The sequence below is a fragment of the Fervidobacterium nodosum Rt17-B1 genome (assembly GCF_000017545.1).
Lineage (GTDB): Bacteria > Thermotogota > Thermotogae > Thermotogales > Fervidobacteriaceae > Fervidobacterium > Fervidobacterium nodosum.
In genome coordinates this window covers 84637-108219 of sequence record NC_009718.1, presented here as the reverse complement: position 1 = coordinate 108219, position 23583 = coordinate 84637, and the positions used below count along the sequence as shown (strand labels likewise).

At 34.4% G+C, this 23583-nt stretch carries 27 protein-coding genes; 10 read left to right on the top strand and 17 right to left on the bottom strand.

Annotated features, from left to right (window positions below; all coding sequences use genetic code 11):
• Positions 1 to 49: 49 nt before the first annotated feature.
• From FNOD_RS00555 to FNOD_RS00535, 5 genes are all read left to right on the top strand, one after another.
• On the top strand, positions 50 to 1192 hold the full coding sequence (locus tag FNOD_RS00555; RefSeq protein ID WP_011993294.1) for a pyridoxal-phosphate-dependent aminotransferase family protein: 1143 nt from the start codon (positions 50 to 52) through the stop codon (positions 1190 to 1192).
• Position 1193: 1 nt separating this feature from the next.
• Entirely contained in the window at positions 1194 to 2105 is a 912-nt protein-coding gene (locus tag FNOD_RS00550; RefSeq protein WP_011993293.1) for a D-2-hydroxyacid dehydrogenase, read from the top strand.
• A gap of 325 nt (positions 2106 to 2430) precedes the next feature.
• A complete protein-coding gene (locus FNOD_RS00545; RefSeq protein ID WP_011993292.1) occupies positions 2431 to 2859 on the top strand; it encodes an Hsp20/alpha crystallin family protein in 429 nt (142 codons plus the stop codon).
• 179 nt (positions 2860 to 3038) lie between these two features.
• On the top strand, positions 3039 to 3521 hold the full coding sequence (locus FNOD_RS00540) for a hypothetical protein (protein WP_011993291.1): 483 nt from the start codon (positions 3039 to 3041) through the stop codon (positions 3519 to 3521).
• A 13-nt stretch (positions 3522 to 3534) separates the two neighbouring features.
• On the top strand, positions 3535 to 4587 hold the full coding sequence (locus FNOD_RS00535; RefSeq protein ID WP_011993290.1) for a vWA domain-containing protein: 1053 nt from the start codon (positions 3535 to 3537) through the stop codon (positions 4585 to 4587).
• Between the two features lie 67 nt (positions 4588 to 4654).
• Here FNOD_RS00535 and FNOD_RS00530 read toward each other — a convergent pair whose 3' ends face one another.
• From FNOD_RS00530 to FNOD_RS00475, 12 genes are all read right to left on the bottom strand, one after another.
• Positions 4655 to 5392, bottom strand: a complete 738-nt coding sequence (locus FNOD_RS00530) for a pseudouridine synthase (RefSeq protein ID WP_011993289.1) — start codon at positions 5390 to 5392, stop codon at positions 4655 to 4657.
• Positions 5389 to 6216, bottom strand: a complete 828-nt coding sequence (gene folP / locus FNOD_RS00525; RefSeq protein WP_011993288.1) for a dihydropteroate synthase — start codon at positions 6214 to 6216, stop codon at positions 5389 to 5391. Before folP ends, FNOD_RS00530 begins: the two co-directional genes overlap by 4 nt.
• A 28-nt stretch (positions 6217 to 6244) precedes the next feature.
• Entirely contained in the window at positions 6245 to 6760 is a 516-nt protein-coding gene (locus FNOD_RS00520; RefSeq protein WP_011993287.1) for a pilus assembly FimT family protein, read from the bottom strand.
• A gap of 73 nt (positions 6761 to 6833) precedes the next feature.
• Positions 6834 to 7259, bottom strand: a complete 426-nt coding sequence (nusB, locus tag FNOD_RS00515; protein WP_011993286.1) for a transcription antitermination factor NusB — start codon at positions 7257 to 7259, stop codon at positions 6834 to 6836.
• A gap of 43 nt (positions 7260 to 7302) precedes the next feature.
• Positions 7303 to 7617 (bottom strand): Asp23/Gls24 family envelope stress response protein, encoded by a 315-nt coding sequence (locus FNOD_RS00510; protein ID WP_011993285.1) that lies wholly within the window; start codon positions 7615 to 7617, stop codon positions 7303 to 7305.
• Between the two features lie 27 nt (positions 7618 to 7644).
• Positions 7645 to 8202 carry an elongation factor P gene (efp, locus tag FNOD_RS00505; RefSeq protein WP_011993284.1) on the bottom strand — a complete coding sequence of 186 codons (558 nt, stop codon included), beginning with the start codon at positions 8200 to 8202 and terminating at the stop codon, positions 7645 to 7647.
• A 43-nt stretch (positions 8203 to 8245) separates the two neighbouring features.
• Positions 8246 to 9640: a GAF domain-containing SpoIIE family protein phosphatase gene (locus tag FNOD_RS00500; protein ID WP_011993283.1), complete on the bottom strand. Its 1395-nt coding sequence runs from the start codon at positions 9638 to 9640 to the stop codon at positions 8246 to 8248.
• Positions 9627 to 9989, bottom strand: coding sequence for a response regulator (locus FNOD_RS00495; RefSeq protein WP_011993282.1), 363 nt, complete (start codon positions 9987 to 9989; stop codon positions 9627 to 9629). Before FNOD_RS00495 ends, FNOD_RS00500 begins: the two co-directional genes overlap by 14 nt.
• A gap of 1 nt (position 9990) precedes the next feature.
• A complete protein-coding gene (locus tag FNOD_RS00490) occupies positions 9991 to 10578 on the bottom strand; it encodes a TIGR03936 family radical SAM-associated protein (RefSeq protein ID WP_011993281.1) in 588 nt (195 codons plus the stop codon).
• A gap of 34 nt (positions 10579 to 10612) precedes the next feature.
• Positions 10613 to 11338, bottom strand: a complete 726-nt coding sequence (gene lptB / locus FNOD_RS00485; protein ID WP_011993280.1) for an LPS export ABC transporter ATP-binding protein — start codon at positions 11336 to 11338, stop codon at positions 10613 to 10615.
• A gap of 36 nt (positions 11339 to 11374) precedes the next feature.
• A complete protein-coding gene (locus FNOD_RS00480; RefSeq protein ID WP_011993279.1) occupies positions 11375 to 11809 on the bottom strand; it encodes an OmpH/Skp family outer membrane protein in 435 nt (144 codons plus the stop codon).
• Between the two features lie 47 nt (positions 11810 to 11856).
• Positions 11857 to 12798, bottom strand: coding sequence for an ROK family protein (locus FNOD_RS00475; protein WP_011993278.1), 942 nt, complete (start codon positions 12796 to 12798; stop codon positions 11857 to 11859).
• Between the two features lie 131 nt (positions 12799 to 12929).
• Here FNOD_RS00475 and disA point away from each other — a divergent pair, with 131 nt between their 5' ends.
• Positions 12930 to 13994 (top strand): DNA integrity scanning diadenylate cyclase DisA, encoded by a 1065-nt coding sequence (disA, locus tag FNOD_RS00470; protein ID WP_011993277.1) that lies wholly within the window; start codon positions 12930 to 12932, stop codon positions 13992 to 13994.
• A gap of 30 nt (positions 13995 to 14024) precedes the next feature.
• Here the strand turns inward: disA and FNOD_RS00465 are convergent, their stop codons facing one another.
• From FNOD_RS00465 to FNOD_RS00450, 4 genes are all read right to left on the bottom strand, one after another.
• On the bottom strand, positions 14025 to 15260 hold the full coding sequence (locus FNOD_RS00465) for a DUF1015 domain-containing protein (RefSeq protein ID WP_011993276.1): 1236 nt from the start codon (positions 15258 to 15260) through the stop codon (positions 14025 to 14027).
• Positions 15261 to 15281: 21 nt separating this feature from the next.
• Positions 15282 to 16550 (bottom strand): serine hydroxymethyltransferase, encoded by a 1269-nt coding sequence (gene glyA, locus FNOD_RS00460; RefSeq protein WP_011993275.1) that lies wholly within the window; start codon positions 16548 to 16550, stop codon positions 15282 to 15284.
• A gap of 153 nt (positions 16551 to 16703) precedes the next feature.
• Complete coding sequence (locus tag FNOD_RS00455) at positions 16704 to 17714, bottom strand: phospholipase C/P1 nuclease family protein (protein WP_011993274.1); 1011 nt, start codon at positions 17712 to 17714, stop codon at positions 16704 to 16706.
• 28 nt (positions 17715 to 17742) lie between these two features.
• Entirely contained in the window at positions 17743 to 18882 is a 1140-nt protein-coding gene (locus tag FNOD_RS00450) for an alpha/beta hydrolase-fold protein (RefSeq protein WP_011993273.1), read from the bottom strand.
• Positions 18883 to 19057: 175 nt separating this feature from the next.
• Between FNOD_RS00450 and FNOD_RS00445 the strand changes: the two genes are divergently transcribed.
• The 4 genes from FNOD_RS00445 (at position 19058) to FNOD_RS00430 (ending at position 22593) form a co-directional block, all read left to right on the top strand.
• Positions 19058 to 19945 (top strand): hypothetical protein, encoded by an 888-nt coding sequence (locus FNOD_RS00445; RefSeq protein WP_011993272.1) that lies wholly within the window; start codon positions 19058 to 19060, stop codon positions 19943 to 19945.
• Positions 19946 to 20094: 149 nt separating this feature from the next.
• A complete protein-coding gene (locus FNOD_RS00440) occupies positions 20095 to 21204 on the top strand; it encodes a M20 metallopeptidase family protein (protein ID WP_011993271.1) in 1110 nt (369 codons plus the stop codon).
• A gap of 28 nt (positions 21205 to 21232) precedes the next feature.
• The gene (locus tag FNOD_RS00435) at positions 21233 to 21991 is read left to right on the top strand and encodes an SAM hydrolase/SAM-dependent halogenase family protein (protein WP_011993270.1); all 759 of its coding nucleotides are present in this window, start codon (positions 21233 to 21235) and stop codon (positions 21989 to 21991) included.
• A 41-nt stretch (positions 21992 to 22032) separates the two neighbouring features.
• Positions 22033 to 22593 carry a hypothetical protein gene (locus FNOD_RS00430; RefSeq protein ID WP_011993269.1) on the top strand — a complete coding sequence of 187 codons (561 nt, stop codon included), beginning with the start codon at positions 22033 to 22035 and terminating at the stop codon, positions 22591 to 22593.
• Between the two features lie 40 nt (positions 22594 to 22633).
• Here FNOD_RS00430 and FNOD_RS09635 read toward each other — a convergent pair whose 3' ends face one another.
• Complete coding sequence (locus FNOD_RS09635) at positions 22634 to 23572, bottom strand: DDE-type integrase/transposase/recombinase (RefSeq protein WP_011993268.1); 939 nt, start codon at positions 23570 to 23572, stop codon at positions 22634 to 22636.
• Positions 23573 to 23583: the final 11 nt, after the last annotated feature.

Below are 23583 nucleotides of genomic sequence, written 5' to 3'. Positions count from 1 at the left end.
TACACTTGATATTGCCATTTCTATATTACAACAAGGGGAGGTTTAAAACATGGTTAAGAAAAACTTATTGCTTGCTCCAGGACCAACACCGGTACCACACGAAATACTCCTTGAAGGTGCAAAAGAAACAATTCATCACAGAACACCACAGTTTGTAAAAATATTGGAAGAGACTCTTGAATTAACAAAATATGTTTTTCAAACACAGTATCCTGTTTATGTATTAACCGCATCTGGAACCGGTGCACTTGAAACCGCGATGGTAAACCTCGTAAATCCTGGCGAAAAGGCTATCATCGTTAGTGCCGGTAAATTCGGTGAAAGATGGGTTGAAATTGCAAAGGCTTACGGTATCGTACCAGTGGAAATTAAACTCCCATGGGGTAAAGCAGTAACACCAGAGATGATTGAAAAAGCAATGAAAGAAAACCCAGATGCAAAAGTTGTCTTTACAACGTACAGTGAAACATCAACAGGTACAGTTATTGACCTTGAAAATATCGCGAAGTTAACAAAAGGCACAGATGTTATATTAGTAACAGACGCTGTCAGTGGATTGCTAGCTGAACCATTGAAAATGGATGAATGGGGAGTTGACGTAGTTGTCTCAGGCGCTCAAAAAGGTTGGATGCTCCCTCCAGGATTGGCTTTCATAGCTATCAACGACAAAGCATATGCCAAGGTAGAAAAATGTACAAACAGCAGATACTATTTCGACTTGAGGAAATACAAGAAGAGCTCACCAGACAATCCATGGACAACAGCAGTAAACTTAATCTACATGCTTAACAAAGCCGTTAAAATGCTTAAAGAAGAAGGCATTGAAAACGTTTGGGCAAGGCACGCTCTATACGGTGAAGCGACAAGAGCAGCCGTTAAAGCTCTTGGATTAACATTCTTCTCCGAAAGACCAGGTAATGTCCTTACCGCTGTTAATTCACCAGAAGGTATTCCAGCAAGTAAAATTACGAAATTGATGAGGGACAAATACGGCGTTACAATAGCCGCAGGTCAAGAACCAATGAAAGATGAATTATTCAGGATTTCACACCTTGGATACGTTACACCATTCGACATAATCACAGGTATAACAGCCTTGGAATTCGCACTTAGTGAACTTGGTTACAAAGTCGAGATAGGAAAAGGAGTCCTAGCCGCTGAAGAAGTTCTCTTCAAAGGGTTGGTGAAATAATATGAGAGTACATATAAACGATCCTCTTGACAAACAAGCAACAGAAAAACTTGCGTCTTTGCCTAATATTCAATTAACATCTCAACACTACGAAAAAGAAGAACTTATAAAGCTTATGCCAGAAATCGAAATTCTTGTTGTAAGGAGTGCCACAAAAGTTACAGCGGATATAATCGAAGCTGGAACAAAATTGAAAATAATAGGAAGAGCAGGTACAGGTCTTGATAACATTGATGTCAAAGTAGCTGAAGCCAAAGGAATAAAAGTAATCAACACACCAGGTGCAAACAGTATTTCTGTTGCAGAACTCACGATAGGGTTGATGATTGCATGTTCAAGACATATCGCAAGGGGAACAATAGACTTGAAGAACGGTAAATGGACAAAGAAAGAACTTGAAGGTCATGAGCTATACAAAAGAACAGTTGGTATAATTGGTTTTGGAAACATTGGAAGAGAAGTTGCAAAAAGATTGCTCGCCTTTGATATGAATGTATTAGCATACGATCCTATCGTAAAAGAAACTGATATGAACGTAAAACTTGTTGACCTCGACACATTAATTTCCAATAGTGATTACATAACAATTCACGTACCACTTACTCCAGAAACAAAAAACTTAATTAACAAAGACACAATTTCAAAGATGAAAGATGGAGTAATCATAATCAACGCTGCTAGAGGAGGAATAGTAGACGAATCAGCACTTTACGAAGCTCTCTTAAGCGGGAAAATCTACGCAGCGGGTTTAGACGTATTCGAAGTCGAGCCACCAACAGACGAACTTAGACAAAAACTTCTTTCCCTTCCAAATGTTGTTGCAACACCACACGTTGGAGCATCAACATTCGAAGCGCAAGAAAGAGTTGGAATGTTACTAGTCGAAAGATTAATAAAAGAAATAGCTGGGTAAAAAGCTAAATAACAAAACAAAAAAGCAGGTGCTTATTCATTATAGCACCTGCTTTTTTGTTCAAAAACAGTTTTCATCTTATTATCATTATTAAGTTACAACTGATAAAATTTTTAGTAAAATTAAAATTTATTTATTTGAATTACTTTTCATAAAATTATCTAATCAAAAATCAAATTTAATTTTATCACTCTTGACAATTGAGTGATAAAAAAGTATAATATAATCGGAAATTGAAAAAAGTATTAAACCAGAAGCTCTACCAAAGAATATTGATAAATAGAATTTAAATTAAAAAAAACAAAAAGATTGTGGAGGTGGGATTATGTTAGCAAGAAGGGATTACTTCTTCGAACCATTTATGGAATTACAAAAAGAAGTTGACAGACTTTTCAACGAATTTATGAGACCATTGAAAACTGACTTCGAGTTCTATCCACGTGTAGATGCATATGAAACAGAAGATAAAGTAGTTTTAGAATTAGAACTACCAGGCGTCAAAAAGGATGAATTAAAAGTTACAGTAGAAGATGGAGTTCTTAAGATATCTGGTGAAAAGAAAACAGAAAGAGACGAAAAAGGTAGAAACTACAGAATCGTTGAAAGAAGCTTTGGAAAATTCGAAAGGGCATTCATCATACCAGATTACGTAGATGTTAAAAACATTTCGGCAAAATACAACGACGGTGTCCTTACATTAGAAATGCCAAAGAAAAAGGAAGAGAAACCTGCATTGGAAATTAAAATTGAATAAATATTCAAAATACCCAAAAACAGGTTCCTGACTTTTGTCAGGAACCTGTTTTTTTTACTTAACATATCTTAATGTAAAAAAAAGAAATAAACGAAGTTAAATATTCATAAACAAAAATGAACTAAGAAGTTACATACAGTGTCAAACATATATCTATGAGTCACACTGGAGGTGAAAATATGAAAAAGATACTTGTGCTTAGTTTTTTGATCTTGGGATTTGTTTTAGCAATGAGCTTTGAACTATCAGTGTTAGGTGGTATGGAACTGAGTGGAAAGAACAGACCGTACATAGGTGCAAGGGTTGGTACACTTTCAGCCGGAATCTCTCTAATGTTGGAAGCTTACTATCCTTTGTCAACTTTTGAACAGGTACAAGAACTTGATTTCACACAGATTCAGTTTGTAGAGCTAGACCCATATCTGTACATTGGCATACCGATAGGAACAACTTTAATCTATGCAGGAACCGCACCAATTATTATTTTTGATATCGTCAAAACGGATTTTGCAATCTATTCTTACGAACTTTTCCATGCAAAAGTGGGGCTTAGATTTGGCAGTGGAATAGTTTTCTTCATCGAAGGTATGACAACTTTAACTACTTCTTTCCAAACACTTGGCATCTATGCTGTAACGGCTGGCATAGGCATTGGATTTTAGGAGGTGAGCTGACATGAAGAAAATCTTAAATGGTATTTTACTTGCAGTACTTTTAATAATATTTTTATACAGCTGCTCAAATATATCAACAGCACCAAGTATAATACCGCCGGATCCTATAGGCACGACAAAACCTTCTATTGCAACTTATTCTGAAGGTGAAATATACGGTAGCATAGATTTAAATCCTTCATTGCTACCAATAGCTGTACCTGAATATGTTAAGTTTCGTATATCTTTACCAGATATCTCAGAGATTTCAGCAGCCAATCTGAGAGTTTTTGAAGACAATAAAGAACAAGGTTTCATGCTTTACAAAGAATCTTCCATAGCTAAAAAGATTGATATAGCAGTCATATTAGATGTGACAGGAAGTATGGAGAATGCTATAGATGGTCTTAAAAACAGTATTATTGACTTTGCAAATACGCTCTCTGAAAGTGGAATGGACGTTCAAATCGCAATTATTCCATTTGGTGACTATGTGAACCCTCCATCAGATACTATACCTGAACTTGATCCACCATATCTTAATCTTACAACACCAGCAAATGCGAAAGAATATGTTGAATACAAATTATATGCAAGTGGTGGAGGAGATGGACCGGAGAATCCATATGACGCCATATACGTTGCAGCTAAAGAATTAACTTGGAGATCAGACGCTCAAAAATTCATGATTTTGATAACAGATGCACCTGCACATTATCCAGATGATTATTCTGACTATGCACACTATTCAAAAAATGATTTGAAGCCACTTTTGAAAGGATACTTTACTCTCCATAGCGTACTTGTACCATCTTGGCGGTATTTCCCAGATACCTCAGACTTTTCAAGTCCTGATGATGTTCGTGAATTATCAACAACTACCGGTGGATTAATCCAATATACTGATTATTCCGGTAACGTTGATTTGTCAGCACTTGGTATAATTGAATACATTGAATCATCTTGGATTGTTGCATTTGAAAGTAATTCTTCAGTTGAAAAGCATACTATAGAAGTGTTCTTTGAAAAAGGTGAAATAAAGAGATATTTAAAATTAGAAAATGTTGAATATTAAAATTTTATCTTTTTAAAATAAAAGAGTCAGGATTTTAAAAGTCCTGACTCTTTTTATGTTTCATTATTTATCCAAATATAAATTTTGAAATCTCTTCTTTGGAGAGTTCTTTCCACTTACCTTTTTCCAAACCTTCAAGTGTCAAGTTACCAATTCTAACACGAACGATTTTTTCCCACTCAATGCCTAAAGATATACACATTTTCTTTACCTGATGATATTTACCTTCCACAATAGTTAGAGAAATTATTTTTTCAGAAACTTTTCTTATCTTACCTGGCAAAGTTTTTGTACCTTTCTCTAGTTCTATACCTTCTGAGACCATCTTAACCATGTTTTGCGTAACTTCAACGTTTTCTTTTGTATATATCCAATATTCTTTTTCTATATGTTTCTTTGGTGAAATTAAATTGTGTGTAAATTCACCATCGTTTGTTAAGATAAGCAAGCCCTCAACATCTTTATCAAGTCTTCCGGCTATGTGCAGTTCATTTAGATAAGGATGGTCAATTAAATTAAGCACGCTTGGTTCTCTATCGGACGTGGTAGAAACGAATCCGGAAGGTTTATGAAATATTATATAAACGTTCTTATGTGGTTCTATTCTATTACCATCTAATTCAATTATATCGTCAAGTTTTACGTGAAAATCGGGATTTCTTATAATTTCAAAGTTAACACTTACTCTGCCCTCTTTTATAATCTTTTTTACTTCATTTCTCGTTCCAATGTGAGCATTCGAAAGGAACTTATCTAACCTAATCGATTTTATTTCAGACTCTTTTTTAGAAATTTTTTTGCTCATTGTTTAACCCCTTTTATAGCTTCTATTACTTTTACCACTTCAACGTTTTCTCTAACATCGTGGACTCTAACTATCTCAACATTATGTAATGTGCAATAAGCTGTTATCGCTAATGTACCATTAAGCCTTTCTTCAGGTGGTTTATCTAAAATCATTCCAATCATTGATTTTCTGCTTGCACCAATTAATATCGGTTGGCCTAGAACTCGAAATTCGTCGATTTTATTTAATATTTCAAGATTGTGCTGCAATGTTTTTCCAAAACCGATACCTGGATCTATAATTATTTCTTCAATCCCACAACTTTTCAAGTATTCTATTCTTTCTTTAAAGAAATCAATAATTTCACCTACAACATTATCATACTGAGGATTTTGTTGCATAGTTTTTGGTGTGCCTTTCATGTGCATTATAATTATGGGGCATTTGTAATAAGATACAATATTAATCATTCGTTCATCCATTCTTAAAGCACTAATATCGTTTATTATATCTGCTCCCTCTTCAAGTGACAATTTCGCAACTTCTGCTTTATATGTATCAACCGATATCGGTATATCGAAGTGTTTTCTTATCATCTTTACAGCGGGTACAACCCTTTTAATTTCTTCTTCCAATGGAACAGGATCGGCCCCCGGTCTTGTGCTTTCCCCACCGATATCTATTATTTCCACGCCATCCTTTATCATCTGCTCAACTCTATTGAGCAATTCAAGCTCGTTAACTCTACTGTTAGCATAAAAAGAATCTGGCGTAACATTTATTATTCCCATTACGTTTGTATGATTAGGTCTGAGCAAATTCTTCAATTTATTTACTTTCATAATAATTCTACCTCTCTGGATTAAACTTTTATTTTTCTTTAATTACGATGATTCCGCTAATTCTTACGTTTGGAGGATTTGATGGAATTTTCACACATCCGTATAAATCATTATTTATATGTATAAATCTTCCATCAGGACTTAAGGAAAAAGATATAGCTTTTTCTAAAGTGAAATCTCTTCTATTAAGCAAAATTGTTGATTTGCCATAACTTTGATAAACTTCTCTATACAAGGCAAATTTTCCTTGCGTTGGTCCAACAACTCTGTATCTAACTATTTTTTTATCGCCTTCGATAAATTCGCTAAAGCGTAAAAATTGTTGTGAACCTAAGACAGTCCCAACACTTAAATTAGGGCTTTCTGTAGCATGATTTACATAATCAAATCTTATGTAATTAAGAATATGAAAAGTAGAAATTGTTTCACTGTTGTATTTTAGCACACTTTTAAAATGAAACAAAACTTGCGTAAGACTATCGATAGCAACGGAAAATATTATTCCGGCAATCAAAAGTACGACAAGTAATTCAATATAATTCAAGAGAACCCCCCACCCCTTGAGATACAGCAAAGACAAACAACAAACAACAAAATAAAAAATGAAAGAATATAAACTAAAGATTAAACTTTTCTTTTGGAGCGTGTTCTTTTGCTATTCTATCCAAAATTCCGTTAACAAACTTTCCACTTTCTTCAGAACCATACTTTTTTGCTATTTCAATCATTTCGTTTATTGTTACTTCAATCGGAATGTTTTCTTCGTAAATTAATTCGTAAGTACCTACTCTCAGTACATTTCTCTCCAAATAAGATAATCTATCGAAACTCCAATTTATCAAATGATTAGAGATAATATTGTCAATCGTCGATAAATTATGAAAAACACCTTCAACATAACGCTTGAAATCTGCTTTAATAGTATTATCGCGTATTTTATTTAAAGTCTCACTAAAAATCTCTTCAAATTCGTTATGTCTAAATTCACGTTGAAAAAACAATTTTACTACCATTTCCCGTAGTACTCTTCTCTTTGATACCAAATTTTTTTCACTCCTGTCTTGAGAAAAATTCTAATTTAAAAATTTAATTATTCTCTTCACTTTTTTCAAATACATTTAAAACAGAAACATTGACCGCTTCCACAATTTTATCTGTCATTTGGGAAACATTCTCAGATATAGCTTTCATAACACTTTTAGAAAATTCTAAAATATTCTCACCATATGGAACTTCTAATTTGACGTTTATTATAACATTATCCTGAGGTGTTCTTTCAACAGTAATGTTTTTTTTCTGCTTTTTAAATTCCTTATCTTCCAGAGGTACATTATAAACAGAACAGAGAGCTCTATATGCTATCTCAACTATAACGTTATCGGCAACTGTTATGTTTCCCATTTTTATCCCCTCTTTCTTTGTGATTCATTACGCTCTTTCGATGTACTCCCCTGTTCTTGTGTCGACCTTAATTTTATCACCAACATTAATAAAGAAAGGCACAGAGATTTTCAAACCTGTTTGAAGTACAGCTGGTTTTCCACCACCAGAAACTGTATCTCCCTTAAAATTGGGTTCAGTTTCGATAACTTCAAGTACAACTGTTGTTGGGAGATTGATTCCTATGGGTTTCTCATCATGCATCACAAGGTCAACTTGTGTGTTTTCAATCAGATAGTATTTTGCTTCATCAACTTCACTCTCTGGAATTGCGTATTGTTCGTATGTTTGCAAGTCCATGAAATAGTAGTTTTCTCCATCGTTGTAAAGATATTCTGCTTTTCTAAAAGAAAGCTCGGCTTCTTCAACTTTTTCTCCACTTGCAAAGTTCGCGTCTCTAATTAAACCTGTTGAAAGACTCTTGAGTTTTGTTCTAATCAATCCAGAACCTCTGGCTCTAAAATGTTTGTTTACATCAACGACCCTGTAAATATCTCCTTCGTATTTAATATACATGCCTTTTTCAAGATCACCTACTTCAATCATAAACGCACCTCCGACTTATTTTTATATTTTTAGAAAATAATTTTTATTCGAATTTTAAAACAAGAACAGTTGTATCATCATGTTGCATAGTACCTTGCGAGAATTCAAAAACAGCATTCATAATCTTATCAACTATATCTGTCGCTCTTAAATATCTTGTTCTTAAAACAAGTTCATCCAATCTATCAAAGCCAAATTCTTCGTTTTTAATGTTCCTAGCTTCAACAACACCATCAGTAAACGCTATAAAGACATCACCCTTTTGTGCTTGTAATTTTTTAACTTCGTATATTCCATCACCAAGTATTCCAAAAGGTGTCCCGGTAGATTCTATTTTGATTATTTTGTTATCTCTAATTATATATAAGGGATCGTGCCCTGCATTAATTATTTCTACAGAGCCATCTGGAAAAACTTTAAATATAATAGCTGTTATAAACCTTCCTGTTTCAAAATCAGAATATATCATTGCATCAAATTGAGAGGCTAACATTCTCAAGTCGTTTGATACCTTTCCAGAAATCCTAAACATACTTCTAAAAGAAGACATTATAAGTGCTGCAGGTAAACCTTTACCAGAAACATCAGCCACACAGCAAATAATCGAACCATCATTCCCTTGAATCACATCGTAATAATCTCCACCAACTTGGACTGCAGAAACACTTTTTGCGCCTATGTCAAAATTCTCGCTAACAGGAAATTTGCTTGGAAGTAATCCTTGCTGGATACTTCTTGCGATTTGTAACTGTTCTTCCAATCTTTTCTTCTCTATTTCACGCTGCAATATTATGTATCGACTGACTGCGGTTAATATCTGTTGCGCAACTGCTTCAGCAATTTTTTTGTCACCAGCTGTAAATGTACGTTTTGAACCTATATTTGAAAGTCCAAAGTAACCATATCTTCCAAGTTCCGAAACAAGTGGAATAAGTATATAACCACCGATATCCTTTTCATAATCAACAAAGACTGTTTCCTCATTTTGCAGGTATTTTTCCTCAAATAGTCCAATTATATTTTCACACTTTTCCTGGTCTAAACCGTAATATTCCGTATAAATATTATTGTTTATTTCTAATTTAATAATACCAAAAGAATAACTTACCGCATTTTTTAGAAGCTTAAGAACGCTTTTTAAAATCATCCAAGGTTCGTCAACTGAAGATATGATCTTATTTATCTCAAAAAGCGCAGATAAACCTTCATATGCGGCTGTTAATTCTTCTAACTGTGCATCTATAAGTTGTTGCAAAGCATCGTAATTCGATCGTTGGTCATACACCCATTTACTTATATACTCAGAAAGTTCATTTAACTTCGTATTTAATGTTTCAAAATCATTTATATCTCCAAGCTCTATATCAAAATTTTCAGCTATTTTTTTACAAGTCTGAACAATTTTACCAAACGTCTCATTTAATTCATTTTCCAACAACGTTTTTAACCTCCTCAATCAGCTGAGTAGGGCTAAACGGCTTTGTCATAACTTGTTTTGCACCAAGCGAAAGAGCTATTTGTTCATCATTTTGTCCACCTTTTGCTGTAAGAACGATTACAGGTATGTCCTTTATCGATTCATCCTTTTTCATTTCTTTAAGAACTGTAAAACCATCCATTCTTGGCATCATTATATCCAGTATAACGACATCTGGATGCCAAGTACGCATTTTTTCTAACCCATCTATTCCATCAATAGCCTCCTCTACCTCCATTCCCAATTTTCTGAGGTTATACACTGTTATTTTTCTTAGAACATCCGAATCATCAACAACAAGTACTTTCATACTATTGTCCCTCCAGTATGTTAGAAACATCTTCATCATTTATCAAAGCTTTCGTTCTAATCGCCAAATATGTCTCTTCTAACAAATACGGATTGAAAATATTACTTCTATCAACAGTATATTTTACCACAAACATATTTTTTTTCAAAGAAACCTCTAGACTTTTCATTAATTCACGTGGTATGAAAGTTTTACCTGAATGTTTGGTAAATGATTTTGAGAAATCGGGTTCTTTTTTAAAAAAAGCAATGTACTCATACCCGTTGACCATTTTGTTAAGGTTCACTTCACTTTGAAAAATCCTATGTATTTCGAGGCCATAAGGCAAATTTTGCTTTATTTTATCCTTTATCTCAGCTATGCCACCATTAGGCAATTTTTTTATTTTAACGCTTACATACAAAGCAAGATCAACCATACCAGTTGGTGTCGAATCAAGAAAAGAAACCTTTGGCAAAGGGTGAAATCCTTCAGAAAATTCCATATCTAATCCTGCACGGTTCAATGTCCTCAATATTGTATTGGATGTTTCAACCGCCGAAAGGTGTCTTAAAAGTCCTTTCTTTTTAAAAAGAACAATTATCTGCATTTTTAATATCCTCTCTCCAAGATTATTTCCAAATTTAATCTCCAAGGTAAACTTTCTTTACTTGTTCATTTTCAAAAACTTCTCCAGGTAAACCTGAAGCAAGTACCTCACCTTTATGAATTACGTAAAGTCTATCGACAATTGGCTTAAGTGCTTCAACCGAATGATCTGTAATAATTACACCTATACCTTTTTCTTTTAATCCAATCACTATTTTCTGAATTTCCTTAACCGTCTTCGGGTCGATACCTATAAAAGGTTCATCTAATAAAACAAACTGTGGTCTAAGTATCATCATTCTTGCTAACTCTAACCTTCTCTTTTCACCACCAGAAAGTGAAAAAGCATATTGCTTTCGTAAATCTTGAATTCCAAACTCATCTAAAACATCGTTTATTAAAATTTCTCTCTCCCTTTTTTTCAATTTCTGAAATTCAAGTACAAGTTTTACATTATCTTCAACTTTCAGTTCTCGAAAGACCGATGTTTCTTGTTGTAAATAAGTGATTCCAAAGCGAGCTCTCTTATGAATAGGCATATTTGTTATGTCCCTATCATTGAAAAGAACTTTGCCTTTGCTAGGTATAACAACACCAAGAATTATATTAAATAAAGTGGTCTTGCCCGATCCGTTTGGACCGAGCAAGCCAACTACCTCTCCAGATTTAGCCTCTATATTTACATTTTTTAAAACCACTTTTCTACCAAATTTTTTGAATATATTTTCACAGATTATCTTACTTTCCATAGTACCGTCCATATCTGCTATTAAATTATTTCAGCAAATTAAAATACTTTATTTCTTTGCTGTTTTTAGGTATTTTATAAACGCATCTGTGATGTTGTATGTTTGACTTCCGTACGCCATCGTTGTGCTATTGAAAATGAAATCATAACCCATTACTTCTGCGTATTCTTTTACTTTTTGAAGTATCTCTGCCTCAATTTGTTGTTGTGTTTGAGCTATTTTGTTGTTTATCGTTTGCTGATATTCCAAATATTTTTGTTGTTTTTGATTTGCATCCTTTATTTTGTCGAGTTCTGCTTGGTATTTCGCTATTTCATCTTGCATCTGTTTTTGGAAATTAATCCACTTATCGTAACTTTGAAGCACTTTGTTTGGATCGATATAGGCAAGCTTAGGACCTGACTTTGAATCAGCAGCCGTACTAACCACAACAGCTAAAATAGTTAAAACCAAAAACAAAACTGGAAACAAATACCTTTTCATAATAGAAGACACCTCCGTTTTTTATAATAGGCTACTTTTAAACTATGTTATTTTGGTTTATTTACATTCTGCAAAATAACCGATGCTGCACCAAGAATGCCGGCTTCTTCTACCAATGGACTTTGAACAATTTTGTAAGTTCCCTTAAAAGATGGCATAACTAAATGTTGCACTTTTTCCCTTATAGGCTCAAATAAAATATCTCCCGCCCTGGAAACTCCTCCACCAACAACAATGATTTCAGGGTTGAATATATGTATAAAATTGGCAATGCCAATTGAAAGTGCGTTCACAACTCTATCGACTATAGCTTTTCCCAAGCCATCTCCCATCTTCGCTGCTTCAAAAACAGATTTGGCGTCGACATTTTCTGATTGAAAAATAACAGATTCTGGAAATTTTTTCTGTCCTTCTAAAGCCATCCTTCTGATAGCGGTTGCACTTGCGAGTGCTTCGAGACATCCGTAATTACCACATCCACATTGTGGACCATTTGGTTCTATTATAACATGCCCTAATTCTGTACCTATACCGTTGTGACCTGTTATAAGCATTCCATGGGATATGACACCACCACCGACACCTGTACCAAGTGTAAGCGCAACTATATGATTATAACCTTTGCCCGCACCAAACCATTTTTCACCAAGCACAAATGCATTAGCATCGTTTTCAACGAATACAGGTTTATTTAATTTATTTGAAAGTAAACCCCCAAGTTCAAAATTTACCCACCCTGGGAAATTCGGCGAAAACCTTACTATCCCTTTATCGTGATCTATTGAACCTGGTGAACCAATACCAACCCCAATATATTCAATGCCTTCGGTAATTTCTTCTACCGCTTCCGCCATCCTTTGGATAACACTATCTCCACCTTCGTTAACCTTTGTTTCACGTTCCAATTTTCTTAATATCTTACCACTCTCAGCATCAACAAGACCTACTTTGAAAAATGTACCACCAAGATCTATACCTACTACATACATAGCCTTGCCTCCTAAGCTAATGCTAAATTCTAATCGAAATAACTCACTAATTCATTATAACATAATTTCTAATTTTCGTGTATAATATAAATGAACAATTTTGAAATTTTTGTTCAAGGAAGTGATAACAAGTGGCAGACGTTCTTGACCAAGAATTAATGGAAAAAATACGTATGGTATCTCCAGGAACAAGATTGAGAAAGGCATTAGATGATATTATGCAAGCACAAACAGGTGCATTAATTGTGTTTATAAACGAAGAAGATATGAAAAATAAGCCCGGTATTTTTCAAATTGGTTTTAAAATAGATTGCCCATTCACACCTGAAAAACTATACGAACTTTCAAAAATGGATGGAGCTATAATAATTGATGAATCGATTAGCAGAATAATTGCAGCCAACGTACACGTAATACCAGATTCATCTATACCAACAAACGAAACAGGTACACGCCACAGGACAGCTGAAAGAATCGCAAAACAACTTGGAATTATGGTCTTAGCTGTTTCAAAAAGAAGAAATGTCGTCACACTATACTACAAAGACAAAAAATATGTGTTTGAAAATATAAATTTCGTTCTAACCAAAGTCGGTCAAACAATAAATGCTTTAGAGAGATTTAGGGAAGAATTTGACAAAAACCTATTAACTTTAGACAAATTAGAAGTTGAAGGTAACGTCCCATTGGATTTTGTATGTGAAACATTGATGAGAGGAATAGAAATAAAGGTTATATCGAATAATATATCTGTCAATATAATTGAGCTCGGTAACGAAGGAAGGCTTTCTTCTTTAAGGCTTCGCGAAGTGTTGAAAGATTTGAATGAGATACTAACTTTGATGATAATGGATTATTCAAAAAGGGATTTAAGTGAAGAAGAAGCTAAAAATGTATTGGAAAGCATTACAAAATTAGAGCATAGATTATTACATATCGCAAAAGCGCTTGGATATGATTTAAATAATCAGCAACAAGTATCTGAAACATTTGTTAACCCGAGAGGATACAGGGTATTAAGAAGAGAAATTCACATACCAATCAATATTTCACAAAATCTTGTAAAATCATTTCATTCTCTATCTAACATCGTTAAAACCGATGCAAATAACTTACAAAAAGTTGATGGCGTTGGTATGAAGCGCGCAAAAGCAATTATAAAAACGCTAAGACAAATGAAAAGAGGGAGAGACTGAGTCCTCCCTCTTTTCATTGATATTGTAAGATTATATGAGATGCACAACAATTCCGCTCTTCAATTTCGGCTCAAACCAAGTAGATTTAGGTGGCATTATCTTTCCTTCATCAGATACCTTAAGTAAGTCATCTATAGACGTTGGATACATTGCAAACGCAACTTTAAATGAGCCACTATCAACTAACCTTATTAACTCTTCGATTCCAAGAATTCCACCTACAAAATCTATTCTCTTATCTGTTCTTGGATTTTCAATTCCAAGAATTGGTGCGAGTAAGTTATTTTGTAATATCGATACGTCAAGAGATGCAATAACATCATTTTCATCGTAAGTACCAGTTTTCGGGACTAATTTGTACCATTTTTTGTTTAAATACATTCCAATTGTATGCTTTGACTCGGGTTTGTAAACTCCATCAATTGGTGTTACATCAAATTTTTCGGATACTTTTTTGATGAATTCCTCTTCACTATTTCCGTTTAAATCCTTCACTACACGGTTGTAATCTAATATCTTTAATTGGTTATGTGGAAATAGCGCTGCTAAGAAGTAATTGAACTCTTCCTCGCCAGTATAATTCGGGTTTTCGTTTCTGAAATCTATAGCCGCTCTTACCGCTGCAGCAGCCCTGTGGTGACCGTCTGCAATATAAAAAGCTTCCACATTTTTGAAGGCTTCCGCGATTTTATTTATTTCATTTTCATCTTTTAATACCCAAACAATGTGTCGTACACCTGATTCATCAGTGTAATCATATTCTGGTTCACCTGTTGCGTGTTTCATTATAAGATGATCTATTTCAGGTTGGGATTTGTACATTAAGAAGACAGGTCCTGTATGTGCCTTTACAACCTTTACATGGAGTGCTCTTTCATCTTCTTTATCTTTTCTTGTCAATTCGTGCTTTTTAATTTTGTTTTCAATATATTCATCTACAGAAAAAGTCGCAAATATACCAGTCTGGACATGGTCTCTCCATTGCTGCTGATAGATATAAAATGCTGGTTTATCTTCAACAAACATAAAGCCTTGTTCTTTAAGCCACTCAAGGTGTTTTCTTCCTGTTTCTAAAACTTTTGGGTCGTGTGTATCTGCAGAGTGCTCAAAGTTTATCTCAGGTCTTGAGACTTTGTAAAACGTGTATGGATTGTTCTTTGCAACTTCCCTTGCTTGTTCTTCCGTAACAACGTCGTATGGTTTGGCAGCTATTTTACTTACCATATCTTTTGTGGGTCTTAATGCTTTAAAAGGTCGAACAATCATATACGAAACCTCCCCTTAAACTTATATTTTTCCTACGTACAATGGGAATTGTTTACAAAGCTCTATAACCCTATCTGATACTCTCTTAGCAACTTCCTCATCGACATTTCCTTCCTCATCCTTAACATTTTTCAACACCGTAACGATGAGATCAGCAATTTCTTCCATCTGTTCTTCTTTCATACCTCGTGTCGTGAGCGCTGGTGTTCCAAGTCTAATTCCACTTGCCACAAATGGTGACCTTGTTTCATTTGGAATTGTGTTTTTGTTAACTGTAATATGACAGTATCCAAGTGCTGTTTCAGCTGCTTTACCTGTAACATTGAGAGGATTCAAATCAACAAGCATCAAGTGTGTATCAGTACCTCCAGAAACAATTCTTAATCCTCTATTTTCGAGGGCTTTAGCAAGCGCTTTAGCGTTCTTAACAATTTGATTTTGATAAGCTTTAAATTCATCAGAGAGTGCTTCTTTGAAGCAAACAGCTTTAGCAGCTATTACGTGCATTAAAGGTCCACCTTGTATACCTGGGAATATTGCTTTATTTATCGCCTTATATATTTCCTCATCATTTGTAAGTATCAATCCACCACGAGGTCCCCTTAACGTCTTATGTGTTGTACTCGTCACAACGTGCGCATATTCAAGTGGATTTGGATATATTCCTGCTGCCACAAGACCTGCAAAATGTGCCATATCAACAACAAGATATGCACCAACTTCATCTGCTATTTCCCTAAATTTTTTGAAATCGATAATTCTTGAGTAAGCACTACCACCGGCAACGATAATTTTTGGCTTATGCTCCAAAGCAAGTTTTCTCACTTCATCGTAATCGATGGTTTCAGTCTGTGGATTGACACCGTACTGAACGACTTTGTAAATTTGTCCTGAGAAATTCACACTTGCACCGTGCGTAAGGTGCCCACCGTGGCTAAGCGACATACCCATCAACGTACTTCCTGGTTCAGCAAGTGCGAAATAAGCTCCCATATTTGCTTGTGAACCTGAATGTGGTTGGACATTTGCATATTTTGCATTGAATAATTTTTTAGCTCTTTCGCGTGCCAAATTTTCTGCAACGTCAACCCATTCACAGCCACCGTAATACCTCTTCTTTGGATATCCCTCTGCGTACTTATTCGTTAATACACTCCCCATGGCTTCCATTACCGCGGGCGAAACAAAATTTTCAGATGCAATAAGTTCTAAACCATATTCCTGCCTCTCCCATTCTTTCATTATAACTTCGTAGATTTCTGGGTCAGTCTGCTTAACAAATTCCCACATGCTAACACCTCCAAGTTAATTTCGTGATAAATTTTTATGATTACCTACATCAATTATAAACACTTTTAAAAAAACCGTGGAATTTAAAAAATTCCACGATTCATTGAAATTTATTCACTTTAAAGAGCTTTTCATATAAAAATTTTTGAATGCTTATTTTTGATAGCTCTTAAGATATTCTTCCAAAAATCCTTTTATAGTACCAGTCATAACAACTATTATGTCCTTTGTCACAGAATATAATTTATCAAGCTTTCCTTCTTCTTCAAGTTTTTTGAAATCTTCTATCTCCGGAATTCTCTCGTAAAGCATGTCTCCAAAAGCTTTTTTCAGCTCACTATGCACTTGCGGGAATTTGGAATAGCTGTACATCATGACTTCGTTTATTAATTTTTCGTAATTCTTTGAAACATACCTAGCAGGGGTTTTTTCTATTATCTTTACAACTTCTTCTCTGTTTTTTGAGTACACTAGCAAATATACCAAATAGTTATCGTATGTATAATGCGCATTGTTAAGCATCTTCATAACTTTTTTGTCGAAAAGTGATGTTAAAACCTCCCAAAACGTGCCAGGACTTTCATGATAAGGTTGGAATAAATCTTCAATGTAATGCAACGCATAAGATAAGAACCTGTACCCCCAGTATTCATCTCTTTTTTCAAATGCCTTTTTTGACATATCAACAAAGTACAAGAACGATTTATCCCCTTCGAATGCTTCAATAATTCCAAGTTTGTATCGCATGTGTCTTACTCCTTGGCTATTACCAATCAATGCCTGCATAGGAGATAAGTTGAGCCCCTCATCCATTCCAAAATCAGGGAATTGAGCATAAATGCTTAATATTTGGAAAGCAGGTATTTTTCCATCCACCGGTGGTTTGTCTTCTGGAAATTCGCTTATGTTTAATGGGTCAAAAAATTTCCTTTGTCCAGCAAAGTCATCTGTGTAATAATATTTCGTGTTGTATAACCTCGTTTCTTTGTAAGAGTATGGAGTTATCTCAACCAATTTATCAAGAGGTGCATTTAACGATTTTGCCAAAAAATACGTGTAAACTTCGTGACCACTCCATGCGAATATAACCGCTTGTGTCATCAACAGTATTGAAAACACAAAACCAAAAACAATAACTTTCTCGTAACTTTTTATGAGTTTCACAGCGCTCACCCCTTATAATTAAGTTTTATCAATTACCGAAAAAATAAACTAAAACTTCTGGAAATCTCTTTGCCCAAGCACTTTCCGAATGTATAGCACCTCTATCTTCCATGTAAAGGACTTCCACATTACTCTTTTTTTGAAGCAATTTATACATATTTCTTGTATCGTTTACATAAACATCAGGATTTGAACCTTCCATTGTTCCAATGTCCATGTATATTATCGTTTCATTCGGAACTTCTGTAGAATTAATAAATTCAAATACTTTTCTGTCGGAAAACCAAAATGATGGGCTCATAACACCAATTTTTGAAAATACATTATTGTATTTTAAACCGATATATAGAGAAATCAAACCACCCATTGAAGACCCAAGGATTGCGGTATTTTCCCTGTCTGATAACGTTCTAAAATTGTTGTCTATAAAAGGCTTAAGGGTGTTTACTATAAATTGTGCGTAAAGTTCACCTTTTCCACCACCGTAATTTTTATCAATCCACGGTGAATATTCGTTTATCCTTTCTGAACCTGCATTATAAATACCAACTATTATGATTGGCTTTATAACCCCTTCATTAATTAACTTCTCTGCGGTCTCATCAGCAGACCACTCGATACCACTGAACGAAGTAGATGCATCAAAAATATTCTGACCATCGTGCATATACAAAACAGGGTATCTGTCATTTGAACTTTCATAGTTAGGTGGTAAGTAGATAATTATATTGCGTTTATTACCAAGTTCAGGTGAATAAAAATCTTTTATAAGTTTTATATTTCCCGTATAAGTTGACTTTAATCCTGCACTTTGCTTTTCCACAAAATCCCTCCAATGGTAAACTTTTATTTTAACTTCCATATCCTTATCTACCAAAATAACCCTATTCGGTATTTCTTCACCCTTTTCACCCTTCTCAACATTTTCCCATGAACCCCGCGTTACTTTGTACTCGATTTTTCCGCTTAACTCAAATGTACCTTTGAAGATGTTGCTTTCGCGTTTCAAAACGTAATTGTTATCCGATGGATTCCAACCATTGAAATTACCCGCAATGTACAATTTTGCATCTTCTGGCGTGTATTCTGGGACTTCAACAATAAACGTTACATAATAAGCAAAAACACTTAAAGCCGTCATTATCAAAACCAAAGTAAATTTTTTCATACCTTAAATTCCCCCTTTATCTATTTTGAATTACAAATTTTTTCGCGAGTTTATACTTATTTTATCACAAAATATTTAATTCCAAAAATTTAACTGAAAGAGTTCATAATATGGACGATAATAAGTTTGATAAGAATAGATTGTCAATCTGAGTTATACATCAGGAGGTGAAATGATGAGAATAGCCGAATATGAAGCTAAATTAGAAGCTACAAATTTCTCACTAAATTATTCAAAAGTTTCATCTTCTTTTAGAAAATACAGAACACCAGACAAAATAGAAATTGTAATAAACGAAAAAAAGCCTCAAATAGACGATAAAACCTTGCAGAAGATAAAAATCATCAAAGCTATGCTCGAAAAATTAACAGGAAAGAAGATAAAAATATATCTCCCAGGTTCAAGTTACGAAATTCAAATTAATAAACAAGCTGGACAGGATGTTGTTGAGTTTGAAAATGAAGAAGAAAACCTCGACATACAATATTCTAATTTCTCAGCGTTGGGAAGTGTCAAAACAAAAGACGGAAGAACTATAGACTTTTCGATTGAATTAAAAGAATTTCAGTTATCTTATTCTTATCAAAAAACATCGGGAAAAGTCGTTGATCCACTTGTAATAGATTTAAAATCCAAAACAGGAAATGAAAAAATAGTTGAGCTTGATTTGAATTTCGATGGTGAAAAAGATAAATTCTACATAGGCGGTGGCATAGGATTACTTGTTTACGATAAAAATAATAACGGAAAAGTTGACGACGCAACAGAACTCTTAGGACCTATATCCGGTGACGGATTTTCAGAACTTTCAAAGCTTGATAGTGACAAAGATAATTGGATCGATGAAGATGATTTGGAATTCTTAAAACTCAAAATATGGACAACGGATGAAAATGGTAAAGAAAAACTCATTGGTTTGCTTGATTTGAATGTTGGTGCTATATTCCTTGGGAACGTTACTACGCCATTTGACTATGAGAACTACGTCGTAAGGAGTACAGGAATATACTTGACGGAAGATGGGCAAGTTGGTACTGTGAGACAAATCGATTTAAAAGTTTAAAAATAATTCAAAATGCAAAAACGAAATCCGCGTAACCTCACCTTATAAGTTCGTTCACCCGAAAGGGTGAACTTTTTTTAAAATTTTGGTATAATTTTATATCATCAAGTATATTATCAAGAAACTAGAGAAAAAGGAGAGAATATTTTATGGCAATATCACCTATCGAACTCAGACATAAGCTTCATAGCAATCCCGAATTAGCTTTTAATGAATATAAAACACAAAACATCTTGATACAGTCTCTTGAATCTTTGGGGTTAAGACCTATTATCATAGCAAAGACGGGATTAATTCTCCACATAGAGAAAGATAAAACCAAACCTTCGATATTGTACAGAGCTGACATGGACGCACTTCCACTAGTTGAAGAAACAGGATGTGAGTTTTCATCAACAAATGGAAATATGCATGCATGTGGTCATGATATACACATGGCGATTATGTATGGAGTTATAAAGGAGATAGTTGAAAAAGATATTCCAGGCAATTATGTATTTGTCTTTCAACCTGCTGAAGAAACAATAGGTGGCGCAAAGTACGTTATCGATGAGATGCGAGAAAAATACAAAGTAAAATACGCAACAGCACTCCATGTAACTGATGAGTACAAGCTTGGGGAGTTCGCTTCAACTGAAGGTACACTGTTCGCATGTGCTATGGAAATTACGGCAAAATTCAAAGGTTTATCTGCACATATTGCTCAAAAACATAGAGGAATAGATGCGTTAAAACATGCTGTAGAATTCCTACATGAGTTTTATCATTCAAACATCGATACCAACGAATATGGAAAAAGAGTTTTGACTGGTTTTGGAAAAATGTTTGCTGGAAATGTAAGAAACGCCGTTGCAGATTACTCAGAAGTTCAAGGCTCCATTAGGGGCGAGACACTTGAAATAGTCCTTCAAACATTTGAAAAGATATCACAAAATGCACAAAAATATAATGGAACGATAGAAAAAGGGAGCTTATATCCACCTGTCGTAAACAATAGCAAACTTGTTGAGAAATTCCGCGATTTCGTGTCGAAATCTGGATTAAACTTTATAGATTGTGGTATGAAATACACAGGGGAGGATTTTGGATTTTTCACCATGAAATATCCATCACTGATGTTCTGGGCAGGAGTGAGAACTAACGATATCCAATACGGATTACATAATCCCAAGTTCCTCCCATCGGATGAGGTTATTCCATTTTTGGTTGATTTTATGGTAAAATGGCTAATAGAATTATCTCAGGTAAGCATTCATTAACTAAGCATTCCTGTAAGGGGGGACATAAATGATAGTATTCATGACTGATTGGGGCAGTTCTCATTATGTTGGTATATGCAAAGGAGTAATGAGAAGTATAACAAATGATGAAATAGTTGATTTAACTCACTCAATTACGCCGTACAACGTTAGAGAAGCTATGTATATTTTAGATAGAAGTGCAGATTGGTTCCCCGAAAAGAGTGTTTTTTTAGTAGTCGTCGACTACGGTGTTGGAACAGCCAGAAAAGCAATTGCAGTGGAAACCGACAAATATTATTTCGTGGCTCCTGATAACGGAGTTTTGACACTCGTACTTGAACGTTACCAACCGAAAAGCATAATCGATTTGGTTAATAAAAAATATCATCTTGGAAGCTCGAAAACATTCCATGGAAGAGATATATTCTCTCCTGCTGCTGCGTATATAACAAAAGGTATTTTTAACGAACTAGGCACAAGATTACCTAATTACGCAACGATACCATATAGGAAAGCCCATAAATCAAACAATGTAATACACGGTGAAATTGCGTATTTTGACAGATTTGGAAACGTTGAAACTAACATACCATTCTCCTGGATAGCTGAAAAAGATTCCGTAAATCTAAAAATAGGAAATAAAACATATCAAATTCCTGTCGTTGAAACGTATGCGGATGTTGATGAAGGCGAACTTTTAGTGCACGAAGATAGCACAGGGTATGTAGAAATAGCCATAAACAAAGGAATTGCACGTGAAAAATTACGTTGTATTGAAGGATGTGAAATAGAAGTTCACATTTAAATTTTAACCATTGAATCGTAGAATTATTTAGGAGGTGAATTATGAAAAAGTTAACAATCATAATTCTTGCGGTTTTTCTATCGCAAATTGTTTTTTCTGGAATTTTGTACGATTTTACTTATCAATTCCTAAAAAGCCGAAAAGTTCCAGAACAACACGCGATAGTCATGGCTAAAACCTTGGAAGAAGAAACAAAGATAATACCAAATCTTGATCCCCTTTTGGCACTCGCTTTTGGTCTCACGGAAACCGGCTTTGTCAACACATTCGGTGACAACGGTAAAGCCGTTGGGTATTTCCAAATACACGAAAATGCTCTTTTCTATGTTGCAAATTTTTATGAAGACGTGAGAATTTTTAGAAAGAGCTTAAGTTCACATTCGGAGTTAATAAGATATCCGGATTGGCAATTGAAAATTGCATACAGGTATTTATACTTAACACTTAAAAACGTCCACAAATGGGATATTACAATGGCAATTTCAGCATACAACGGCCGTAAGGATAGATACAACGAATACACAATTAAATTTTTTAGAAATTATTCTGATGTTATAAATGAATATTATCAATTTTCGAAAAGCTATTTAGCGAAAAAATGAAAATTAGTATTCGGTAAAAGTTTTTTTGAAAAAGATGCTGTTAACTAGTAGTGATGATGGAAGCTAAAGCTGTAATCATCTCATTTTCGTTCTCATATAACTTGCATAGGTTCCTTACTACACAAAAACCATTTACATAGTACCGTATGTTGCTAAATTTCTTGAAGCTCCTTTTCGCTCTAACAAACATCTTAAATAACGAAAATTTCGATTCACATTCGTTGTTTTTACCTAGTCTTACTTCTCTGTGCTCAACATTATCAAAATTTAGTTTCACTGCTATCTCGTACGCTTTTAGTCCATCGGTTATTAACTCTATTTGTGTGTTTTGTTTTCTTTGACTAAAGTATTTATCTAACAATATCTTAACTTGTGACATATCACGATATCTTGATACATGCCAAGCTACTATTAAATTCGTACCATGCTCAACTAATAGCCACACATAGTACTTTTTGTCTCGAAATACAATAACTGTTTCATCACCGTGAACTTTAAATACATTCTCAAACTCAAAAAGCGAAATAACAGAAGATAACTTGATAATCCATTTGTAAATAGCAACATGAGAGACATTGATATTCAAGCAAGCTTTAATAGCACGAAGAGAAAGGTTGTATTTGAAGTACAAGATGAAAGCTTTGAGAATGATATAGATAGGGAAACGAAAGAATTTGAAGGGATGAAAGTTGAAAGGTACAGGCTGAGGAAGAGAAAGCGGAACAGAAGTTTTGAAGTTGCACTTTCTGCATCTGAAACGAACGAAATAACGGCGGATTTTGTAAATTTCCATGACATGGTTACAATGAACACAACGAGGGTAAGGGAAAGAGAAGAGTTTGTGTTTTTTGGTAAAAGAAAGTTTAAAGTAACGCTTGCAGTCTTTGCAAAAGAAGATTTGGTTTTTGAACTTATCATGACCGTTTTTGATGAAGTTAGAAGAGCCACAATGAGGGCATTTGAGTTGGACATTAACCATATCGGGATACC

Coding starts and splice junctions, on each gene's coding strand:
- FNOD_RS00555 (WP_011993294.1), top strand. CDS start 50: ATGGTTAAGAAAAACTTATTGCTTGCTCCAGGACCAACACCGGTACCA.
- FNOD_RS00550 (WP_011993293.1), top strand. CDS start 1,194: ATGAGAGTACATATAAACGATCCTCTTGACAAACAAGCAACAGAAAAA.
- FNOD_RS00545 (WP_011993292.1), top strand. CDS start 2,431: ATGTTAGCAAGAAGGGATTACTTCTTCGAACCATTTATGGAATTACAA.
- FNOD_RS00540 (WP_011993291.1), top strand. CDS start 3,039: ATGAAAAAGATACTTGTGCTTAGTTTTTTGATCTTGGGATTTGTTTTA.
- FNOD_RS00535 (WP_011993290.1), top strand. CDS start 3,535: ATGAAGAAAATCTTAAATGGTATTTTACTTGCAGTACTTTTAATAATA.
- FNOD_RS00530 (WP_011993289.1), bottom strand. CDS start 5,392: ATGAGCAAAAAAATTTCTAAAAAAGAGTCTGAAATAAAATCGATTAGG.
- folP (WP_011993288.1), bottom strand. CDS start 6,216: ATGAAAGTAAATAAATTGAAGAATTTGCTCAGACCTAATCATACAAAC.
- FNOD_RS00510 (WP_011993285.1), bottom strand. CDS start 7,617: ATGGGAAACATAACAGTTGCCGATAACGTTATAGTTGAGATAGCATAT.
- efp (WP_011993284.1), bottom strand. CDS start 8,202: ATGATTGAAGTAGGTGATCTTGAAAAAGGCATGTATATTAAATACGAA.
- FNOD_RS00495 (WP_011993282.1), bottom strand. CDS start 9,989: ATGAAAGTACTTGTTGTTGATGATTCGGATGTTCTAAGAAAAATAACA.
- FNOD_RS00490 (WP_011993281.1), bottom strand. CDS start 10,578: ATGCAGATAATTGTTCTTTTTAAAAAGAAAGGACTTTTAAGACACCTT.
- lptB (WP_011993280.1), bottom strand. CDS start 11,338: ATGGACGGTACTATGGAAAGTAAGATAATCTGTGAAAATATATTCAAA.
- FNOD_RS00480 (WP_011993279.1), bottom strand. CDS start 11,809: ATGAAAAGGTATTTGTTTCCAGTTTTGTTTTTGGTTTTAACTATTTTA.
- FNOD_RS00475 (WP_011993278.1), bottom strand. CDS start 12,798: ATGTATGTAGTAGGTATAGATCTTGGTGGTACATTTTTCAAAGTAGGT.
- FNOD_RS00465 (WP_011993276.1), bottom strand. CDS start 15,260: ATGATTGTTCGACCTTTTAAAGCATTAAGACCCACAAAAGATATGGTA.
- glyA (WP_011993275.1), bottom strand. CDS start 16,550: ATGTGGGAATTTGTTAAGCAGACTGACCCAGAAATCTACGAAGTTATA.
- FNOD_RS00450 (WP_011993273.1), bottom strand. CDS start 18,882: ATGAAAAAATTTACTTTGGTTTTGATAATGACGGCTTTAAGTGTTTTT.
- FNOD_RS00445 (WP_011993272.1), top strand. CDS start 19,058: ATGAGAATAGCCGAATATGAAGCTAAATTAGAAGCTACAAATTTCTCA.
- FNOD_RS00440 (WP_011993271.1), top strand. CDS start 20,095: ATGGCAATATCACCTATCGAACTCAGACATAAGCTTCATAGCAATCCC.
- FNOD_RS00435 (WP_011993270.1), top strand. CDS start 21,233: ATGATAGTATTCATGACTGATTGGGGCAGTTCTCATTATGTTGGTATA.
- FNOD_RS00430 (WP_011993269.1), top strand. CDS start 22,033: ATGAAAAAGTTAACAATCATAATTCTTGCGGTTTTTCTATCGCAAATT.
- FNOD_RS09635 (WP_011993268.1), bottom strand. CDS start 23,572: ATGGTTAATGTCCAACTCAAATGCCCTCATTGTGGCTCTTCTAACTTC.